Raw genomic sequence first — 13,090 nt, 5'->3', positions numbered from 1 at the left:
TGGTGGACGCTACACCTCGGTGCATCAGGGACACCGCATTATCGTTAACGTCCATCGCGAGCAGGCTCGCTCCCACACGGGGTCTCATTACTTCTTCGCGGCAAACAACGCATCGAGCTTCTGTTCGAAGGTGTGGTAGTCGATGCGATCGTAAAGCTCCATGCGGGTCTGCATGGTGTCGATCACGTTCTGCTGCGTGCCGTCGCGGCGGATCGCGGTGTAGACGTTTTCCGCAGCCTTGTTCATCGCGCGGAAGGCCGACAGCGGGTACAGCACCAGCGACACGTCGGCAGCGGCGAGTTGCTCGGTGGTGTACAGCGGGGTCGCGCCGAACTCGGTGATGTTGGCCAGGATCGGCGCTTTCACGCGGCTGGCGAACAGCTTGTACATCTCAAGTTCAGTGATGGCTTCCGGGAACACCATGTCGGCGCCGGCCTCGATGCACGCCGCGGCGCGATCCAGTGCGGACTCCAGACCTTCCACCGCCAGGGCGTCGGTGCGGGCCATGATCACGAAGCTGTCATCGGTGCGCGCATCCACAGCGGCCTTGATCCGGTCGACCATTTCCTGCAGCGACACGATCTCTTTATTAGGGCGATGACCGCAGCGCTTGGCGCCGACCTGGTCTTCGATGTGGATCGCCGCGGCGCCGAACTTGATCATCGACTTGACGGTGCGCGCAACGTTGAACGCCGAGGAACCGAAACCGGTGTCCACGTCCACCAGCAGCGGCAGGTCGCAGACATCAGTGATGCGGCGCACATCGGTCAGCACATCGTCCAGGCTGGTGATGCCCAGGTCCGGCACGCCGAGGGAGCCGGCAGCCACCCCGCCACCCGACAGGTAAATAGCCTTGAAACCGGCGCGCTTGGCCAGCAGCGCGTGGTTGGCGTTGATCGCGCCGACCACTTGCAGCGGATGTTCGCTGGCGACCGCATCGCGGAAACGCTGGCCTGGAGTGCTCTTGTTCAAACTCATGACTCACCTCGTTCAGTGGCTGTCGGGTTAGCGCCGTCCTGGTAATGACGGGCGATATTGCGTTTGGAGGCGCCGATGTGGCGGCGCATCAACAACTCGGCCAGCTCACCGTCACGGTCGGCGATGGCGTCGAGAATTCGGTGGTGCTCGGCAAAGGCCTGGCGCGGGCGATTGGGCGTGGTGGAAAACTGGATGCGGTACATGCGCACCAGTTGATACAACTCGCCGCAGAGCATTTGCGTCAGGGTGCGGTTGCCGCTGCCCTGGATGATTCGGTAATGAAAGTCGAAATCGCCTTCCTGCTGGTAATAGCCGACGCCGGCTTGAAACGCCGCATCGCGCTCGTGGGTTTCGAGGACCCGGCGCAGTTCGTCGATTTCTTCGAGGGTCATGCGCTCGGCTGCCAGACGGCAGGCCATGCCTTCGAGGGATTCACGGATTTCGTAGAGTTCCAGCAGCTCGGCGTGATTGAGCGACACCACCCGCGCCCCGACGTGCGGCACGCGCACCAGCAGGCGCTGGCCTTCCAGGCGGTGGATCGCCTCGCGCAGCGGACCGCGGCTGATGCCATAGGTGCGCGCCAGTTCCGGCTCGGAGATCTTGCTGCCCGGGGCGATCTCGCCCTTGACGATGGCCGCCTGAATGCGTCGGAAGACGTTCTCGGAAAGCGTTTCAGAATCGTCTTGAGCAATGACCGGGGGATCGAGTTGATCCAGCATATTGTCGACACCTTGAAAGCTGATGCCGCAAAAACTAGCGAATACAGGCCAAATAGTCAAAGAGAAAATCGGTATTGTCGACAATCGTCTAATAACCGGCCGCACCATAACGAAGCAGCCCAACTGTTTATAGCCGCCTGCCAGCGCTGGCGCCATACACCCACCGTGCTAGAATGCCGCCCGCATTTGTCTGTGACATCTGCACTGCTTGTCATAAACAGTTGATAGGCATACGAGGGAGCTTGCGCAGCGATGCCAGGGCCTTGAATTGAAACACGGACCGCTGCGCACCAGGATTTATGAGACTCAAGCCCTTCCCCGCTTTCCTTTACCTACTGTGCCTGCCCGGTGTTGCCGCGGCGGGGGGAAAGACCGTGTACGGCCTCAATGAGTACGCGTCCCTGGACGGCATCGACCTGGAAGTCGCCGCCAAACTCGACACCGGGGCGAAAACCGCCTCCCTGAGCGCCCGTGACATCAAGCGCTTCAAACGCAATGGCGAATCCTGGGTGCGCTTTTATCTGGCGATCGACGCCGCTCATTCGCACCCGATCGAACGCCCGCTGGCCCGCGTCAGCAAGATCAAGCGCCGGGCCGGCGACTACGACCCGGACGAGGGCAAGAAGTACACCGCCCGTCCGGTGATCGAGCTGGATATCTGCATGGGTTCGGCTTTACGCAGCATAGAAGTGAACTTGACCGACCGCAGCGCCTTCCAATACCCGCTCCTGATCGGCTCCGAAGCGCTCAAACGCTTCGATGCGCTGGTCGACCCCAGCCTCAAATACGCTGCTGGCAAACCCGCCTGCGCCACCGACGCACATACCGCAGAGTAATTCCAATGCGCTCTCTTACCCTCCACCTGAAGTTCCTGATCGCCATCCTGGTGGTGCTGGGCATTTCAGTTACGGCCTATCAGATCTTCGTGCTCGGGATTCCCGTGACCGAAGACGCCACCGACGACTTGTGGAACATCGACGCCAAGGTCGAGTTCGTCGCCAGTGCCAAAGACCCGGTCAAGATCCAGATGTTCGTGCCGCCGCTGAGCCGCGATTACGTCAGCCTCAACGAGAGCTTCATCTCCAATAACTACGGCGTGGCCGTGAACCGTGTCGACGGCAACCGCAAGGTCACCTGGTCGGCACGTCGGGCCAAAGGCAACCAGACCCTGTATTACCGCCTGGTGCTGACCAAGCGCTACTCCGGTGAAAAGCTCAAGGTCAAAGGCCCGACCTTTCGCGACAGTATCGCCGTCGAAGGCGCGGAAAAAATCGCCGCTGAAGCCCTGCTCGCGCCGATCCGCCAACACTCGGCCGACGTCGAAACCTTCATCGGCGAAGCCATCAAGCGGGTCAACAACCTCAACGACGACAACGTGAAACTGCTCCTGGCTGGCGATCCGGCCACCGCCAACAAAGCCAGGATCGTCGAGTTGGTCCTGTCGATTGCCCACGTGCCGGTGGAGAAGGTCCACACCATCCGTCTGGTGGCCGACCAACCGCAAGTCCCGGAACTCTGGCTGCGCAGTTTCAACGGCACCGACTGGCTGTACTTCAACCCGGAAACCGGCGAACAGGGTCTGCCGACCGACCGCCTGCTGTGGTGGACCGGCGATGAAAACCTGATCACCGTCGATGGCGGCAAGAAAGCCACCGTGACGTTCAGCATGAACAACAGCGAAATGAACGCGATTCGCCTGGCCAAGCTGACCGACGAAAACACCGATGCCAACTTCCTCGAATACTCGCTGTACGGCCTGCCGCTGCAAACCCAGCAGACGTTCATGATCATGGTGATGATCCCGATCGGCGTGCTGGTGATCCTGATCCTGCGCAACCTGATCGGTATCCAGACCCTGGGCACGTTTACGCCGGTGCTGATCGCCCTGGCATTCCGGGAAACCCAGCTCGGCTTCGGCATCATGCTGTTTACCATCATCACGGCGCTGGGGCTTTCACTGCGTTCCTACCTGGAACACTTGAAGTTGCAAATGCTGCCGAGGCTGTCGGTAGTGTTGACGTTCGTGGTGGTGCTGATCGCGGCGATCAGCCTGTTCAGCCACAAACTCGGCCTCGAACGCGGGTTGTCGGTGGCGCTGTTCCCGATGGTGATTCTGACCATGACCATCGAACGCCTGTCGATTACCTGGGAAGAACGCGGTTCCGGCCACGCCATGAAAGTGGCGATCGGTACGCTGTTCGCAGCGTCCCTGGCGCACCTGATCATGAGCGTTCCGGAGCTGGTTTACTTCGTGTTCACCTTCCCGGCGATCCTGTTGATCCTGGTGGGCTTCATGCTGGCGATGGGGCGTTATCGCGGCTACCGCCTGACTGAACTGGTGCGTTTCAAGGCCTTCCTGAAGAAGGCTGACGCCTGATGTTCGGCTTCTGGAAGACCTGGAAGGCCCTGGAAGCCCGGGGCATCATGGGGATCAATCGGCGTAACGCAGACTACGTGCTCAAGTACAACAAGCGCAGTCTGTACCCGATTGTCGACGACAAGATCATCACCAAGGAACGCGCCATCGCCGCCGGCATTCATGTGCCGGAGCTGTATGGCGTGATTTCCACCGAGAAAGAAATCGACAACCTCGACGCCATCATCGGCGGGCGCAACGATTTCGTGATCAAGCCGGCTCAAGGCGCGGGCGGCGACGGCATCATTGTGGTGGCCGACCGTTTCGAGGGCCGCTATCGCACGGTGTCCGGCAAGATCATCAGCCACGAGGAAATCGAGCACCATATCTCCAGCATCCTCACCGGGCTCTATTCGCTGGGCGGACACCGGGATCGGGCGCTGATCGAATACCGCGTGACCCCGGACCAGATCTTCAAGAGCATCAGCTACGAAGGCGTGCCGGATATCCGCATCATCGTGTTGCTGGGTTATCCGGTGATGGCCATGCTGCGGCTGCCCACCCGTCAGTCCGGCGGCAAGGCCAACCTGCACCAGGGCGCCATCGGCGTCGGTGTCGACCTCGCGACAGGCCTGACATTGCGCGGCACCTGGCTGAACAACATCATCACCAAGCACCCGGACACCACCAACGCGGTGGACGGCGTGCAACTGCCCTACTGGGACGGTTTCATGAAACTCGCCGCCGGCTGTTATGAGTTGTGCGGGCTGGGTTACATCGGTGTCGACATGGTGCTGGACCAGGAAAAAGGCCCGCTGATTCTTGAGCTCAATGCCCGGCCGGGGTTGAACATTCAGATTGCCAATGATTGTGGCCTGACGTTGCGCACCCATGCGGTCGAGGCGCGGCTGGAAGAGTTGAAGGCGCGCGGGGTGGTAGAGACCGTCGAAGAGCGCGTGGCGTTTGTTCAGGAGATGTTTGGGCATATTCCGGCGGTTGAGGGTTGATCTGAGACCGCGTCGCCCCCTTCGCGGGCAAGCCTCGCTCCCACAGGTTTTGCGTCGTTCGCCCGATATATGAACGACACAAAACCTGTGGGAGCGAGGCTTGCCCGCGAAGACTGACTACCCGTCACCACAGCACTCAACCCTGCCCCCAATCTGCCAATCCCCTCTAGGAGCAAATCCCGCAGAGGACTACAATCGCTCCCCCGCCACGATGGCTGATCTGCCCCGCCCATGTTGACCTGTTCCGTACACCCGCTGCCCTATCGCGCCAACCCCGCCGAGTACTTCGCGGCGATTCGTCATGCCCCTGGCGCCGTGCTGCTCGACAGTGGCCGGCCGATCGCCGATCGCGGTCGTTACGACTTGCTCAGTGCCTGGCCGCTGGAGCAATTGGCCGTGCTGCCGGATGAAAGCGGCGACGATTTCCTGCAACGCCTTCGCGTCAATCTGACTCGACTCGGTGAAGCGAGCGTTCCTGATGAACTGCCGTTTGCCGGCGGCCTGATCGGTTACCTGAGTTACGACTTCGGTCGGCATCTGGAGAACCTGCCGAGTCAGGCGCAGGACGACCTGCAATTGCCCGACGCACGCTTCGGCCTGTACGACTGGGCGTTGATCAGCGACCACCAATTGATGACCAGTCAGTTGGTGTTCCATCCAACACTGCCCGAGACTGAGTGTCAGCGTCTGATCGAGTTGTTCAGTAAGCCAGCTCCGGCCTCTATCGAGCCTTTCAAACTGAACGGCCCAATGAGCGCCGACTTGAGCGCTGAGCATTATCGTCAGGCGTTGGAGCGCATCCAGGATTACATCCAGGCTGGCGACTGTTACCAGGTCAACTTCGCCCAGCGTTTCCGTGCTCAGTGCCAAGGCGATCCGTGGGCCGCGTATGTCGCGTTGCGGGCGGCGTGCCCGACACCGTTTTCCGGGTTCCAGAGCCTGCCCGACGGCGGCGCGGTGTTGAGCCTGTCGCCGGAGCGTTTCGTCAAAGTCAGCGAACGTCATGTGGAAACCCGCCCGATCAAAGGCACCCGGCCTCGTGGGCTGACCCCGGCAGAAGATGCAGCGAACGCCGCCGAGCTGCTGGCCAGCCCCAAGGATCGCGCGGAAAACCTGATGATCGTCGACCTGTTGCGCAACGACCTCGGTCGTACCTGCCGCATCGGCTCGGTGCGAGTGCCGGAATTGTTCAGCCTGGAAAGCTACCCGAACGTGCATCACCTGGTGAGTAGCGTGACCGGAGAGTTGGCGGAGGATCGGGATGCGCTGGACCTGATCGCCGGCAGTTTCCCGGGCGGTTCTATCACCGGGGCGCCGAAGATTCGGGCGATGCAGATCATTGATGAGCTGGAACCGACCCGGCGCGGGTTGTACTGCGGTTCGTTGCTGTACCTGGACGTGCGCGGCGAGATGGACAGCTCCATCGCCATTCGCAGCTTGCTGGTCAAGGATGGGCAGGTGTGTTGCTGGGGCGGCGGCGGAATCGTCGCGGACTCCGAGTGGCAGGCCGAGTATCAGGAATCGATCACCAAGGTGAAAGTGCTGCTCGATACCCTGCAAAACCTTTAGAGCTTCGCGGGCAAGCCTCGCTCCTGCAGGTTTGTGTCGATCGTCGGGCATTTGATCGACACAAATCTGAGCGAGGCTTGCCCACGAAGGCGTCCTCGAAAATGACTATAAACTCAACGCCCGATTCGAAGCCTTGATGAATTCCTGCTTCAAATCCTCAAACGTATGCACCGCCGGGAATTGCGGGAACTCGCGAATCACGTTGTCCGGCGCATGGAACAGAATCCCGGCATCGGCCTCGCCCAACATGGTGGTGTCGTTGTAGGAATCACCCGCCGCAATCACCCGGTAATAAAGGCTCTTGAAGGCCAATACCGACTGACGCTTCGGGTCTTTCTGACGCAACTGATAGCTCGTCACCCGCCCGGCATCGTCGGTAATCAAACGATGGCAGAGCAAGGTCGGGAAGCCCAGTTGACGCATCAGCGGCTGGGAGAATTCGTAGAAGGTGTCCGACAGAATCACCACCTGAAAGCGCTCACGCAGCCAGTTGACGAACTCGACGGCACCGTCCAGCGGCTTGAGCGTAGCGATCACTTCCTGGATGTCGGTGAGTTTCAGGCCGTGTTCATCCAGAATCCGCAGGCGCTGCTTCATCAGCACGTCGTAGTCGGGGATGTCCCGAGTGGTGGCCCGGAGGGATTCGATCCCGGTTTTTTCGGCGAAGGCGATCCAGATTTCCGGGACCAGTACACCTTCAAGATCCAGACAGGCAATTTCCACAAGACACTCCCATTTGTATTGATTATTGAGTCGAGCAAGCAAAAAGGTTGCCGAACTCTAGCGACTCGGGCGGGCCTGCGCAACGCAGAGGGCGCGCCAGTGGCCGCAGGTTTTTGTTACCATCAGGGCCATATAGAGCGCCCAGCGCCACCGACCTGTAGGAAGCCGCCCTGATGAGCCCAACGTTCGACGTCGTGGAACTCGCCACGACCTATGCCAACAAATCCGCCCAGGACATCCTGAAACTCGCGTTCGCCGAGTTCGGCGATGACCTGTGGATATCTTTCAGCGGCGCCGAGGATGTGGTGCTGGTGGACATGGCCTGGAAGCTGAACAAAAACGTCAAAGTGTTCAGCCTCGACACGGGTCGCTTGCACCCCGAGACCTACCGCTTCATCGATCAGGTGCGCGAGCACTACAAGATCGACATCGAGCTGGTGTCGCCGGACTACACCAAGCTTGAACCGTTCGTGAAGGAAAAGGGTCTGTTCAGTTTCTACAAGGACGGCCATGGCGAATGCTGCGGCATCCGCAAGATCGAGCCGCTGCGGCGCAAACTCTCGGGCGTCACCGCCTGGGCCACCGGCCAGCGCCGGGACCAGAGCCCGGGCACCCGCAGCGCCGTAGCCGTGCTGGAAATCGACACCGCGTTCTCCACGCCGGAGCGCACCCTGTACAAATTCAACCCGTTGGCGCAAATGACCAGCGAAGAGATCTGGGGTTACATCCGCATGCTCGAGCTGCCGTACAACAGCCTGCATGAACGCGGCTTTATCAGCATTGGCTGCGAGCCTTGCACCCGCCCCGTGTTGCCAAACCAGCATGAGCGTGAAGGTCGCTGGTGGTGGGAAGAAGCGACGCAGAAAGAATGCGGGCTGCATGCGGGGAATATCATCAGCAAATCCAAGGCATAACCTCCCGCCTCATAAAGATCCAAATGTGGGAGCGGGCTTGCTCGCGAAGTGGGTGTATCAGTCGACATCAACGTTGCCTGATCCACCGCACTCGCGAGCAAGCCCGCTGCCACAGGGGATTCATTTTCAGCCTCATAAATGTGTACACACGACTGTCACCATAGGTGCCATTTGTGTGTGCACTTTTCATTTCAGCGCCCCAAAAAGTTACACGCCCAAGCCCTGACTTCCTCAGTCGACATTTCCTACAAAGCCCACTGAAAAATAAATACCTGTTCAAACAGTCAATTTATATCGCCTTAATTTCAGTCACTTATCGCTTAAAGATAACAAAAAGAAATTAGCAGCAGAATTCATAGATCGGTGACTGGCATGGATATGGCTTAAGTGCATACATGTTTTGTATACAATAAAAATCAAAACATACATACACTTTAGATCCGCAAGCCTGAAGCGCCCTATCCCGTACAGGCTGCAGATGCCCCGTAACCAATGATGCTTACTGCCCGCGACGAAGATTTGTCGAGCCCACGCTCATGCACAGTCATCGCGACGCCAAGCTCGGAGCCTGCCGGAATGCGTACTAGTCTCTCCAACAACAACATCGCGCTGGATTTGCCCTCCTCCCACCCCACTTCCGTCACCCACGATCAACCGTTCCAGGCACCCGTGGTGCTCAGTCCCCGACTGCACAACAAAGACCTGGCGCCAACCAAGGCCGAAGGTCGGCGCTGGGGTCGTTACAGCATCTTTGCCCTGTGGACCAATGACGTTCACAACATCGCCAACTACTCCTTCGCCATCGGACTGTATGCGTTGGGCCTGGGCGGCTGGCAGATTCTGCTGTCGCTGGGGATCGGCGCGGCGCTGGTGTATTGCTTCATGAACCTTTCCGGTTACATGGGCCAGAAGACCGGCGTGCCGTTTCCGGTCATCAGCCGGATCAGTTTCGGCATTCACGGGGCGCAGATTCCTGCGTTGATCCGCGCCGTTATCGCCATCGCCTGGTTCGGGATTCAGACGTACCTGGCGTCGGTGGTCTTTCGCGTATTGCTGACAGCGGTGCATCCCGGCTTCGCCGACTACGACCACAACTCGATCCTCGGCCTATCGACCTTGGGCTGGGTATGTTTCGTGGCGATCTGGTTCGTGCAACTGGCGATCCTGGCGTACGGCATGGAAATGGTGCGACGCTACGAAGCTTTTGCCGGGCCCGTCATTCTGCTGACCGTCGCCTCCCTCGCCGGGTGGATGTACTTCCAGGCCGACGCGACCATCGCCTGGTCGATCCGCGAACCGCTGACCGGTGGCGAGATGTGGCGCAACATCTTTGCCGGCGGCGCGTTGTGGCTGTCGATCTACGGCACGCTGATCCTCAACTTCTGCGACTTCGCCCGCTCTTCGCCGTGCCGCAAGACTATCAAGGTCGGCAATTTCTGGGGCTTGCCGGTGAATATTCTGGTGTTCGCGAGCATCACCGTCCTGCTCTGTGGCGCGCAATTTCAGATCAACGGCCGGATCATCGAAAGCCCGACAGAAATCATCGCCTCGATCCCCAACACCTTCTTCCTGGTCCTTGGCTGCCTGGCGTTCCTGATCGTCACCGTGGCGGTGAACATCATGGCCAACTTCGTTGCCCCGGCCTTCGTGCTCAGCAACCTGGCGCCGAAATACCTGACCTTCCGCCGCGCCGGGCTCATCAGCGCGACCATCGCGGTGCTGATCCTGCCGTGGAACCTCTACAACAGCCCGTTGGTGATCGTGTATTTCCTCTCCGGCCTCGGCGCCCTGCTCGGCCCGTTGTACGGGGTGATCATGGTCGATTACTGGCTTGTACGAAAAGCTCAGGTCAACGTGCCGCAGTTGTACAGCGAAGATCCCGACGGCGCTTATTACTACAGCCGCGGGGTCAATTTACGCGCCGTGGCGGCGTTCATTCCTGCAGCGCTGATCGCCATCGTCCTGGCGCTCGTGCCGGGTTTCCACAGCGTATCGCCGTTCTCCTGGCTGATTGGCGCCGGCATCGCCGGGATGCTCTACCTGATCATCGCCAAGCGGCAGCCGCATTACGCCGACGTCAGCGGTGAAGCCATCGCGGTCGACAACGTCTGCCATTAATCCCACGGCGGCCCGGCACCGTCGGGCCGCAGAACCACCCCGCTATAAGGACTTCCCATGCGAATTCTCGTGGTCAACGTCAACACCACCGAATCCATCACCCAGGCCATCGCCCGCCAGGCGCAGGCCGTCGCCGCGCCCGGCACTGAAATCGTTGGCCTGACGCCTTACTTCGGTGCCGATTCCATCGAAGGCAATTTCGAAAGCTACCTGGCCGCCATCGCCGTCATGGACCGGGTGATGGCCTACGACCAACCCTTCGACGCCGTGATCCAGGCCGGTTACGGCGAGCACGGTCGCGAAGGTTTGCAGGAATTGCTCAACGTGCCGGTGGTGGACATCACCGATGCCGGAGCCAGCACCGCGATGTTCCTTGGCCATGCCTATTCGGTGGTCACCACCCTCGACCGCACCGTGCCGCTGATCGAGGATCGCCTGAAGCTGTCCGGGCTGTGGGACCGCTGCGCATCGGTTCGGGCCAGTGGCCTGGCGGTGCTGGAACTGGAATCCGATCCCGAGCGCGCGCTGGAGGCGATTGTGCGTCAGGCGGAATTGGCGGTGCTTGAGGACAAGGCCGAGGTGATTTGCCTGGGCTGCGGCGGGATGGCCGGGCTGGACGAGCAGATCCGTCGGCGCACCGGCGTGCCGGTGGTGGATGGCGTGACGGCGGCGGTGACGATTGCCGAGTCGCTGGTGCGGTTGGGGTTGTCCACTTCCAAAGTGCGGACGTACGCGACGCCACGGCCGAAAAACATTATCGGCTGGCCGGGGCGGTTTGGGCGTTGAGTTTGCAGCATTAGACCGAGGTGTGGCCTTCGCGAGCAAGCCAAACTCAAACAGCACTAAACCGCGACCCCAACCCCTGCTCCGCAAACTGCTCGATGATGAAATCCACAAACGCCCGGGTCTTGCCGGGCAACAGTTTGTGCTCCGCGTAATAGATAGAAATGTTGCCATCGTCGACATACCAATCGGGCAACACCCGCTGCAAAGTCCCCGCCTGTAGATACCCCGAAGCGAACGGCATGCTCACCAACGCAATGCCCAAGCCTTGAGTCGCGGTCGCGCACGCGGCTTCCGAATCACTCATCGTCATCCGCGCCTTGAGCATCAACGGGCTGTGTTGCCGGGTGCGACTGGTCAACTGCCAGGAACGCACCCGACCGGTCTGCGGTGAGCGAATGAGGATGCCATCGTGAAGCTTGAGATCATCCGGCTCGACGATCGTCTCACGTTCCGCCAGATAGTCGGCTGACGCCACCAACACCCGATGCGCCGGGGTCAGCTTGCGCGCCACCACGCCCTGGGGCAGTTCGAATCCGCCACCAATCGCCGCATCGAAACCCTGGGCAATCAGGTCGACCTGCCGATTGTCGAAATGCCAGTCCGGATTGATCGCCGGAAAGCGCCGCAGAAACTCCCCGAGCAACGGCACCACGTACAGGCGCCCGAACACCGTGCCCATGCTGACTTTCAGCGTGCCGGCCGGTCGCCCTTCGGCGCTGGCCAGATTGGCCACGGCGTTCTGGATGGTGTGTAGGCTGGCGCTGACTTCGCCGAGAAACAGCTGACCGGCTTCGGTCAACGTCAGGCTGCGGGTGCTGCGCTGAAACAGCCGCACACCCAACCGCGCCTCAAGCTTGGCGACGCTCTTGCCCACCGCCGCCGGGGTCAGACTCAGGCGCCGCGCGGCTTCGGCGAAGCTGCCGACCTCAGCACTGCGCACGAAGCATTCGATACTGCTGAAGGTTTCCATAGGCGCCACTATAAACTTCTGGTTTACACAGACTATCGCAATAACCGTCTACACAGCATGCAATGCTCAATCGATACTAGGCTGCATCAACCGAGACAATCTCGCCTCGGGACTTCGGAGATCGATATGACTACTCAGAACCTCAGCGGCAAAGTGGCGTTGATTCAAGGCGGGTCTCGCGGCATTGGCGCAGCCATCGTCAAACGCCTCGCCGCTGAAGGCGCGGCAGTCGCCTTCACTTACGTCAGCTCCACGGCCAAAGCCGAAGAATTGCAAAACAGCATCACCGGTAACGGCGGCAAAGCCCTGGCCATCAAGGCTGACAGTGCTGACGCCGAGGCCATTCGCAACGCCGTGAACACCACCGTCGAAACCTTTGGTCGTCTGGACATTCTGGTCAACAACGCCGGTGTGCTGGCCGTTGCACCGTTGGAAGATTTCAAACTTGAAGACTTTGACCAGACCCTCGCAATCAACGTGCGCAGCGTGTTCATCGCCACCCAGGCCGCCGCCAAACACATGACCGAAGGCGGTCGCATCATCAACATCGGCAGTACCAACGCCGACCGCATGCCCTTCGCCGGTGGCGGCCCGTACGCCATGAGCAAATCGGCGCTGGTCGGCCTGACCAAAGGCCTGGCCCGTGACCTCGGCCCTCGCGGCATCACCATCAACAATGTGCAACCAGGCCCGGTCGACACCGACATGAACCCGGCCGACGGCGACTTCGCCGACAGCCTGATCCCGCTGATGGCCGTGGGCCGTTATGGCAAAGCGGATGAAATCGCCAGCTTCGTTGCCTACCTCGTCAGCCCGGAAGCCGGCTACATCACCGGTGCCAGCCTGACTATCGATGGTGGTTTCGGCGCTTGATGAGTTAAACGCAATCCAAAATGTGGGAGCGGGCTTGCTCGCGAAAGCGGTGTGTCAGTCAACATTGATGTCGACTG

Annotated in this window: 12 protein-coding genes; 8 read left to right on the top strand and 4 right to left on the bottom strand. The window is 60.3% G+C overall.

Annotated elements, in window-relative coordinates; translation table 11 throughout:
- Nucleotides 1–87: 87 nt before the first annotated feature.
- Both prpB and ACA057_RS09375 read right to left on the bottom strand, forming a co-directional pair.
- Nucleotides 88–978 carry a methylisocitrate lyase gene (gene prpB / locus ACA057_RS09380; RefSeq protein ID WP_059404637.1) on the bottom strand — a complete coding sequence of 297 codons (891 nt, stop codon included), beginning with the start codon at nucleotides 976–978 and terminating at the stop codon, nucleotides 88–90.
- Nucleotides 975–1,694: a GntR family transcriptional regulator gene (locus tag ACA057_RS09375; protein ID WP_177333652.1), complete on the bottom strand. Its 720-nt coding sequence runs from the start codon at nucleotides 1,692–1,694 to the stop codon at nucleotides 975–977. Before ACA057_RS09375 ends, prpB begins: the two co-directional genes overlap by 4 nt.
- A 302-nt stretch (nucleotides 1,695–1,996) precedes the next feature.
- On the opposite strand from ACA057_RS09375, the gene rloA reads away from it, so the two are divergent.
- The 4 genes from rloA to pabB all read left to right on the top strand — a co-directional run bounded on the left by rloA (nucleotide 1,997) and on the right by pabB (nucleotide 6,629).
- Nucleotides 1,997–2,533 (top strand): retropepsin-like aspartic peptidase RloA, encoded by a 537-nt coding sequence (rloA, locus tag ACA057_RS09370; protein WP_401358000.1) that lies wholly within the window; start codon nucleotides 1,997–1,999, stop codon nucleotides 2,531–2,533.
- 5 nt (nucleotides 2,534–2,538) lie between these two features.
- Nucleotides 2,539–4,074 carry an osmotic stress tolerance membrane protein RloB gene (gene rloB / locus ACA057_RS09365; protein WP_497347710.1) on the top strand — a complete coding sequence of 512 codons (1,536 nt, stop codon included), beginning with the start codon at nucleotides 2,539–2,541 and terminating at the stop codon, nucleotides 4,072–4,074.
- Nucleotides 4,074–5,060: an alpha-L-glutamate ligase-like protein gene (locus ACA057_RS09360; RefSeq protein WP_497347708.1), complete on the top strand. Its 987-nt coding sequence runs from the start codon at nucleotides 4,074–4,076 to the stop codon at nucleotides 5,058–5,060. The genes rloB and ACA057_RS09360 overlap by 1 nt, the downstream gene beginning before the upstream one ends.
- A 231-nt stretch (nucleotides 5,061–5,291) precedes the next feature.
- Complete coding sequence (gene pabB, locus ACA057_RS09355; protein ID WP_497347706.1) at nucleotides 5,292–6,629, top strand: aminodeoxychorismate synthase component I; 1,338 nt, start codon at nucleotides 5,292–5,294, stop codon at nucleotides 6,627–6,629.
- A 105-nt stretch (nucleotides 6,630–6,734) separates the two neighbouring features.
- Here the strand turns inward: pabB and thrH are convergent, their stop codons facing one another.
- Complete coding sequence (thrH, locus tag ACA057_RS09350; protein WP_150633975.1) at nucleotides 6,735–7,352, bottom strand: bifunctional phosphoserine phosphatase/homoserine phosphotransferase ThrH; 618 nt, start codon at nucleotides 7,350–7,352, stop codon at nucleotides 6,735–6,737.
- Between the two features lie 173 nt (nucleotides 7,353–7,525).
- Between thrH and ACA057_RS09345 the strand changes: the two genes are divergently transcribed.
- The 3 genes from ACA057_RS09345 (at nucleotide 7,526) to ACA057_RS09335 (ending at nucleotide 11,170) form a co-directional block, all read left to right on the top strand.
- Nucleotides 7,526–8,266: a phosphoadenylyl-sulfate reductase gene (locus ACA057_RS09345; protein WP_008027340.1), complete on the top strand. Its 741-nt coding sequence runs from the start codon at nucleotides 7,526–7,528 to the stop codon at nucleotides 8,264–8,266.
- A 576-nt stretch (nucleotides 8,267–8,842) separates the two neighbouring features.
- Nucleotides 8,843–10,384 carry an NCS1 family nucleobase:cation symporter-1 gene (locus ACA057_RS09340; protein ID WP_497347704.1) on the top strand — a complete coding sequence of 514 codons (1,542 nt, stop codon included), beginning with the start codon at nucleotides 8,843–8,845 and terminating at the stop codon, nucleotides 10,382–10,384.
- 57 nt (nucleotides 10,385–10,441) lie between these two features.
- Complete coding sequence (locus ACA057_RS09335; RefSeq protein WP_497347702.1) at nucleotides 10,442–11,170, top strand: aspartate/glutamate racemase family protein; 729 nt, start codon at nucleotides 10,442–10,444, stop codon at nucleotides 11,168–11,170.
- Between the two features lie 46 nt (nucleotides 11,171–11,216).
- On the opposite strand, the gene ACA057_RS09330 is transcribed toward ACA057_RS09335, so the two are convergent.
- On the bottom strand, nucleotides 11,217–12,140 hold the full coding sequence (locus tag ACA057_RS09330; RefSeq protein ID WP_497347700.1) for a LysR family transcriptional regulator: 924 nt from the start codon (nucleotides 12,138–12,140) through the stop codon (nucleotides 11,217–11,219).
- 126 nt (nucleotides 12,141–12,266) lie between these two features.
- On the opposite strand from ACA057_RS09330, the gene ACA057_RS09325 reads away from it, so the two are divergent.
- The gene (locus tag ACA057_RS09325; protein WP_497347698.1) at nucleotides 12,267–13,013 is read left to right on the top strand and encodes a 3-oxoacyl-ACP reductase family protein; all 747 of its coding nucleotides are present in this window, start codon (nucleotides 12,267–12,269) and stop codon (nucleotides 13,011–13,013) included.
- Nucleotides 13,014–13,090 lie beyond the last annotated feature (77 nt).

Source organism: Pseudomonas sp. LBUM1661 (genome assembly GCF_059695925.1).
Note: the sequence above shows the minus strand (reverse complement) of the source record. Positions and strands in the feature narration are given on the sequence as shown.

Coding starts and splice junctions, on each gene's coding strand:
- prpB (WP_059404637.1), bottom strand. CDS start 978: ATGAGTTTGAACAAGAGCACTCCAGGCCAGCGTTTCCGCGATGCGGTC.
- rloA (WP_401358000.1), top strand. CDS start 1,997: ATGAGACTCAAGCCCTTCCCCGCTTTCCTTTACCTACTGTGCCTGCCC.
- rloB (WP_497347710.1), top strand. CDS start 2,539: ATGCGCTCTCTTACCCTCCACCTGAAGTTCCTGATCGCCATCCTGGTG.
- ACA057_RS09360 (WP_497347708.1), top strand. CDS start 4,074: ATGTTCGGCTTCTGGAAGACCTGGAAGGCCCTGGAAGCCCGGGGCATC.
- pabB (WP_497347706.1), top strand. CDS start 5,292: ATGTTGACCTGTTCCGTACACCCGCTGCCCTATCGCGCCAACCCCGCC.
- ACA057_RS09345 (WP_008027340.1), top strand. CDS start 7,526: ATGAGCCCAACGTTCGACGTCGTGGAACTCGCCACGACCTATGCCAAC.
- ACA057_RS09340 (WP_497347704.1), top strand. CDS start 8,843: ATGCGTACTAGTCTCTCCAACAACAACATCGCGCTGGATTTGCCCTCC.
- ACA057_RS09335 (WP_497347702.1), top strand. CDS start 10,442: ATGCGAATTCTCGTGGTCAACGTCAACACCACCGAATCCATCACCCAG.
- ACA057_RS09330 (WP_497347700.1), bottom strand. CDS start 12,140: ATGGAAACCTTCAGCAGTATCGAATGCTTCGTGCGCAGTGCTGAGGTC.
- ACA057_RS09325 (WP_497347698.1), top strand. CDS start 12,267: ATGACTACTCAGAACCTCAGCGGCAAAGTGGCGTTGATTCAAGGCGGG.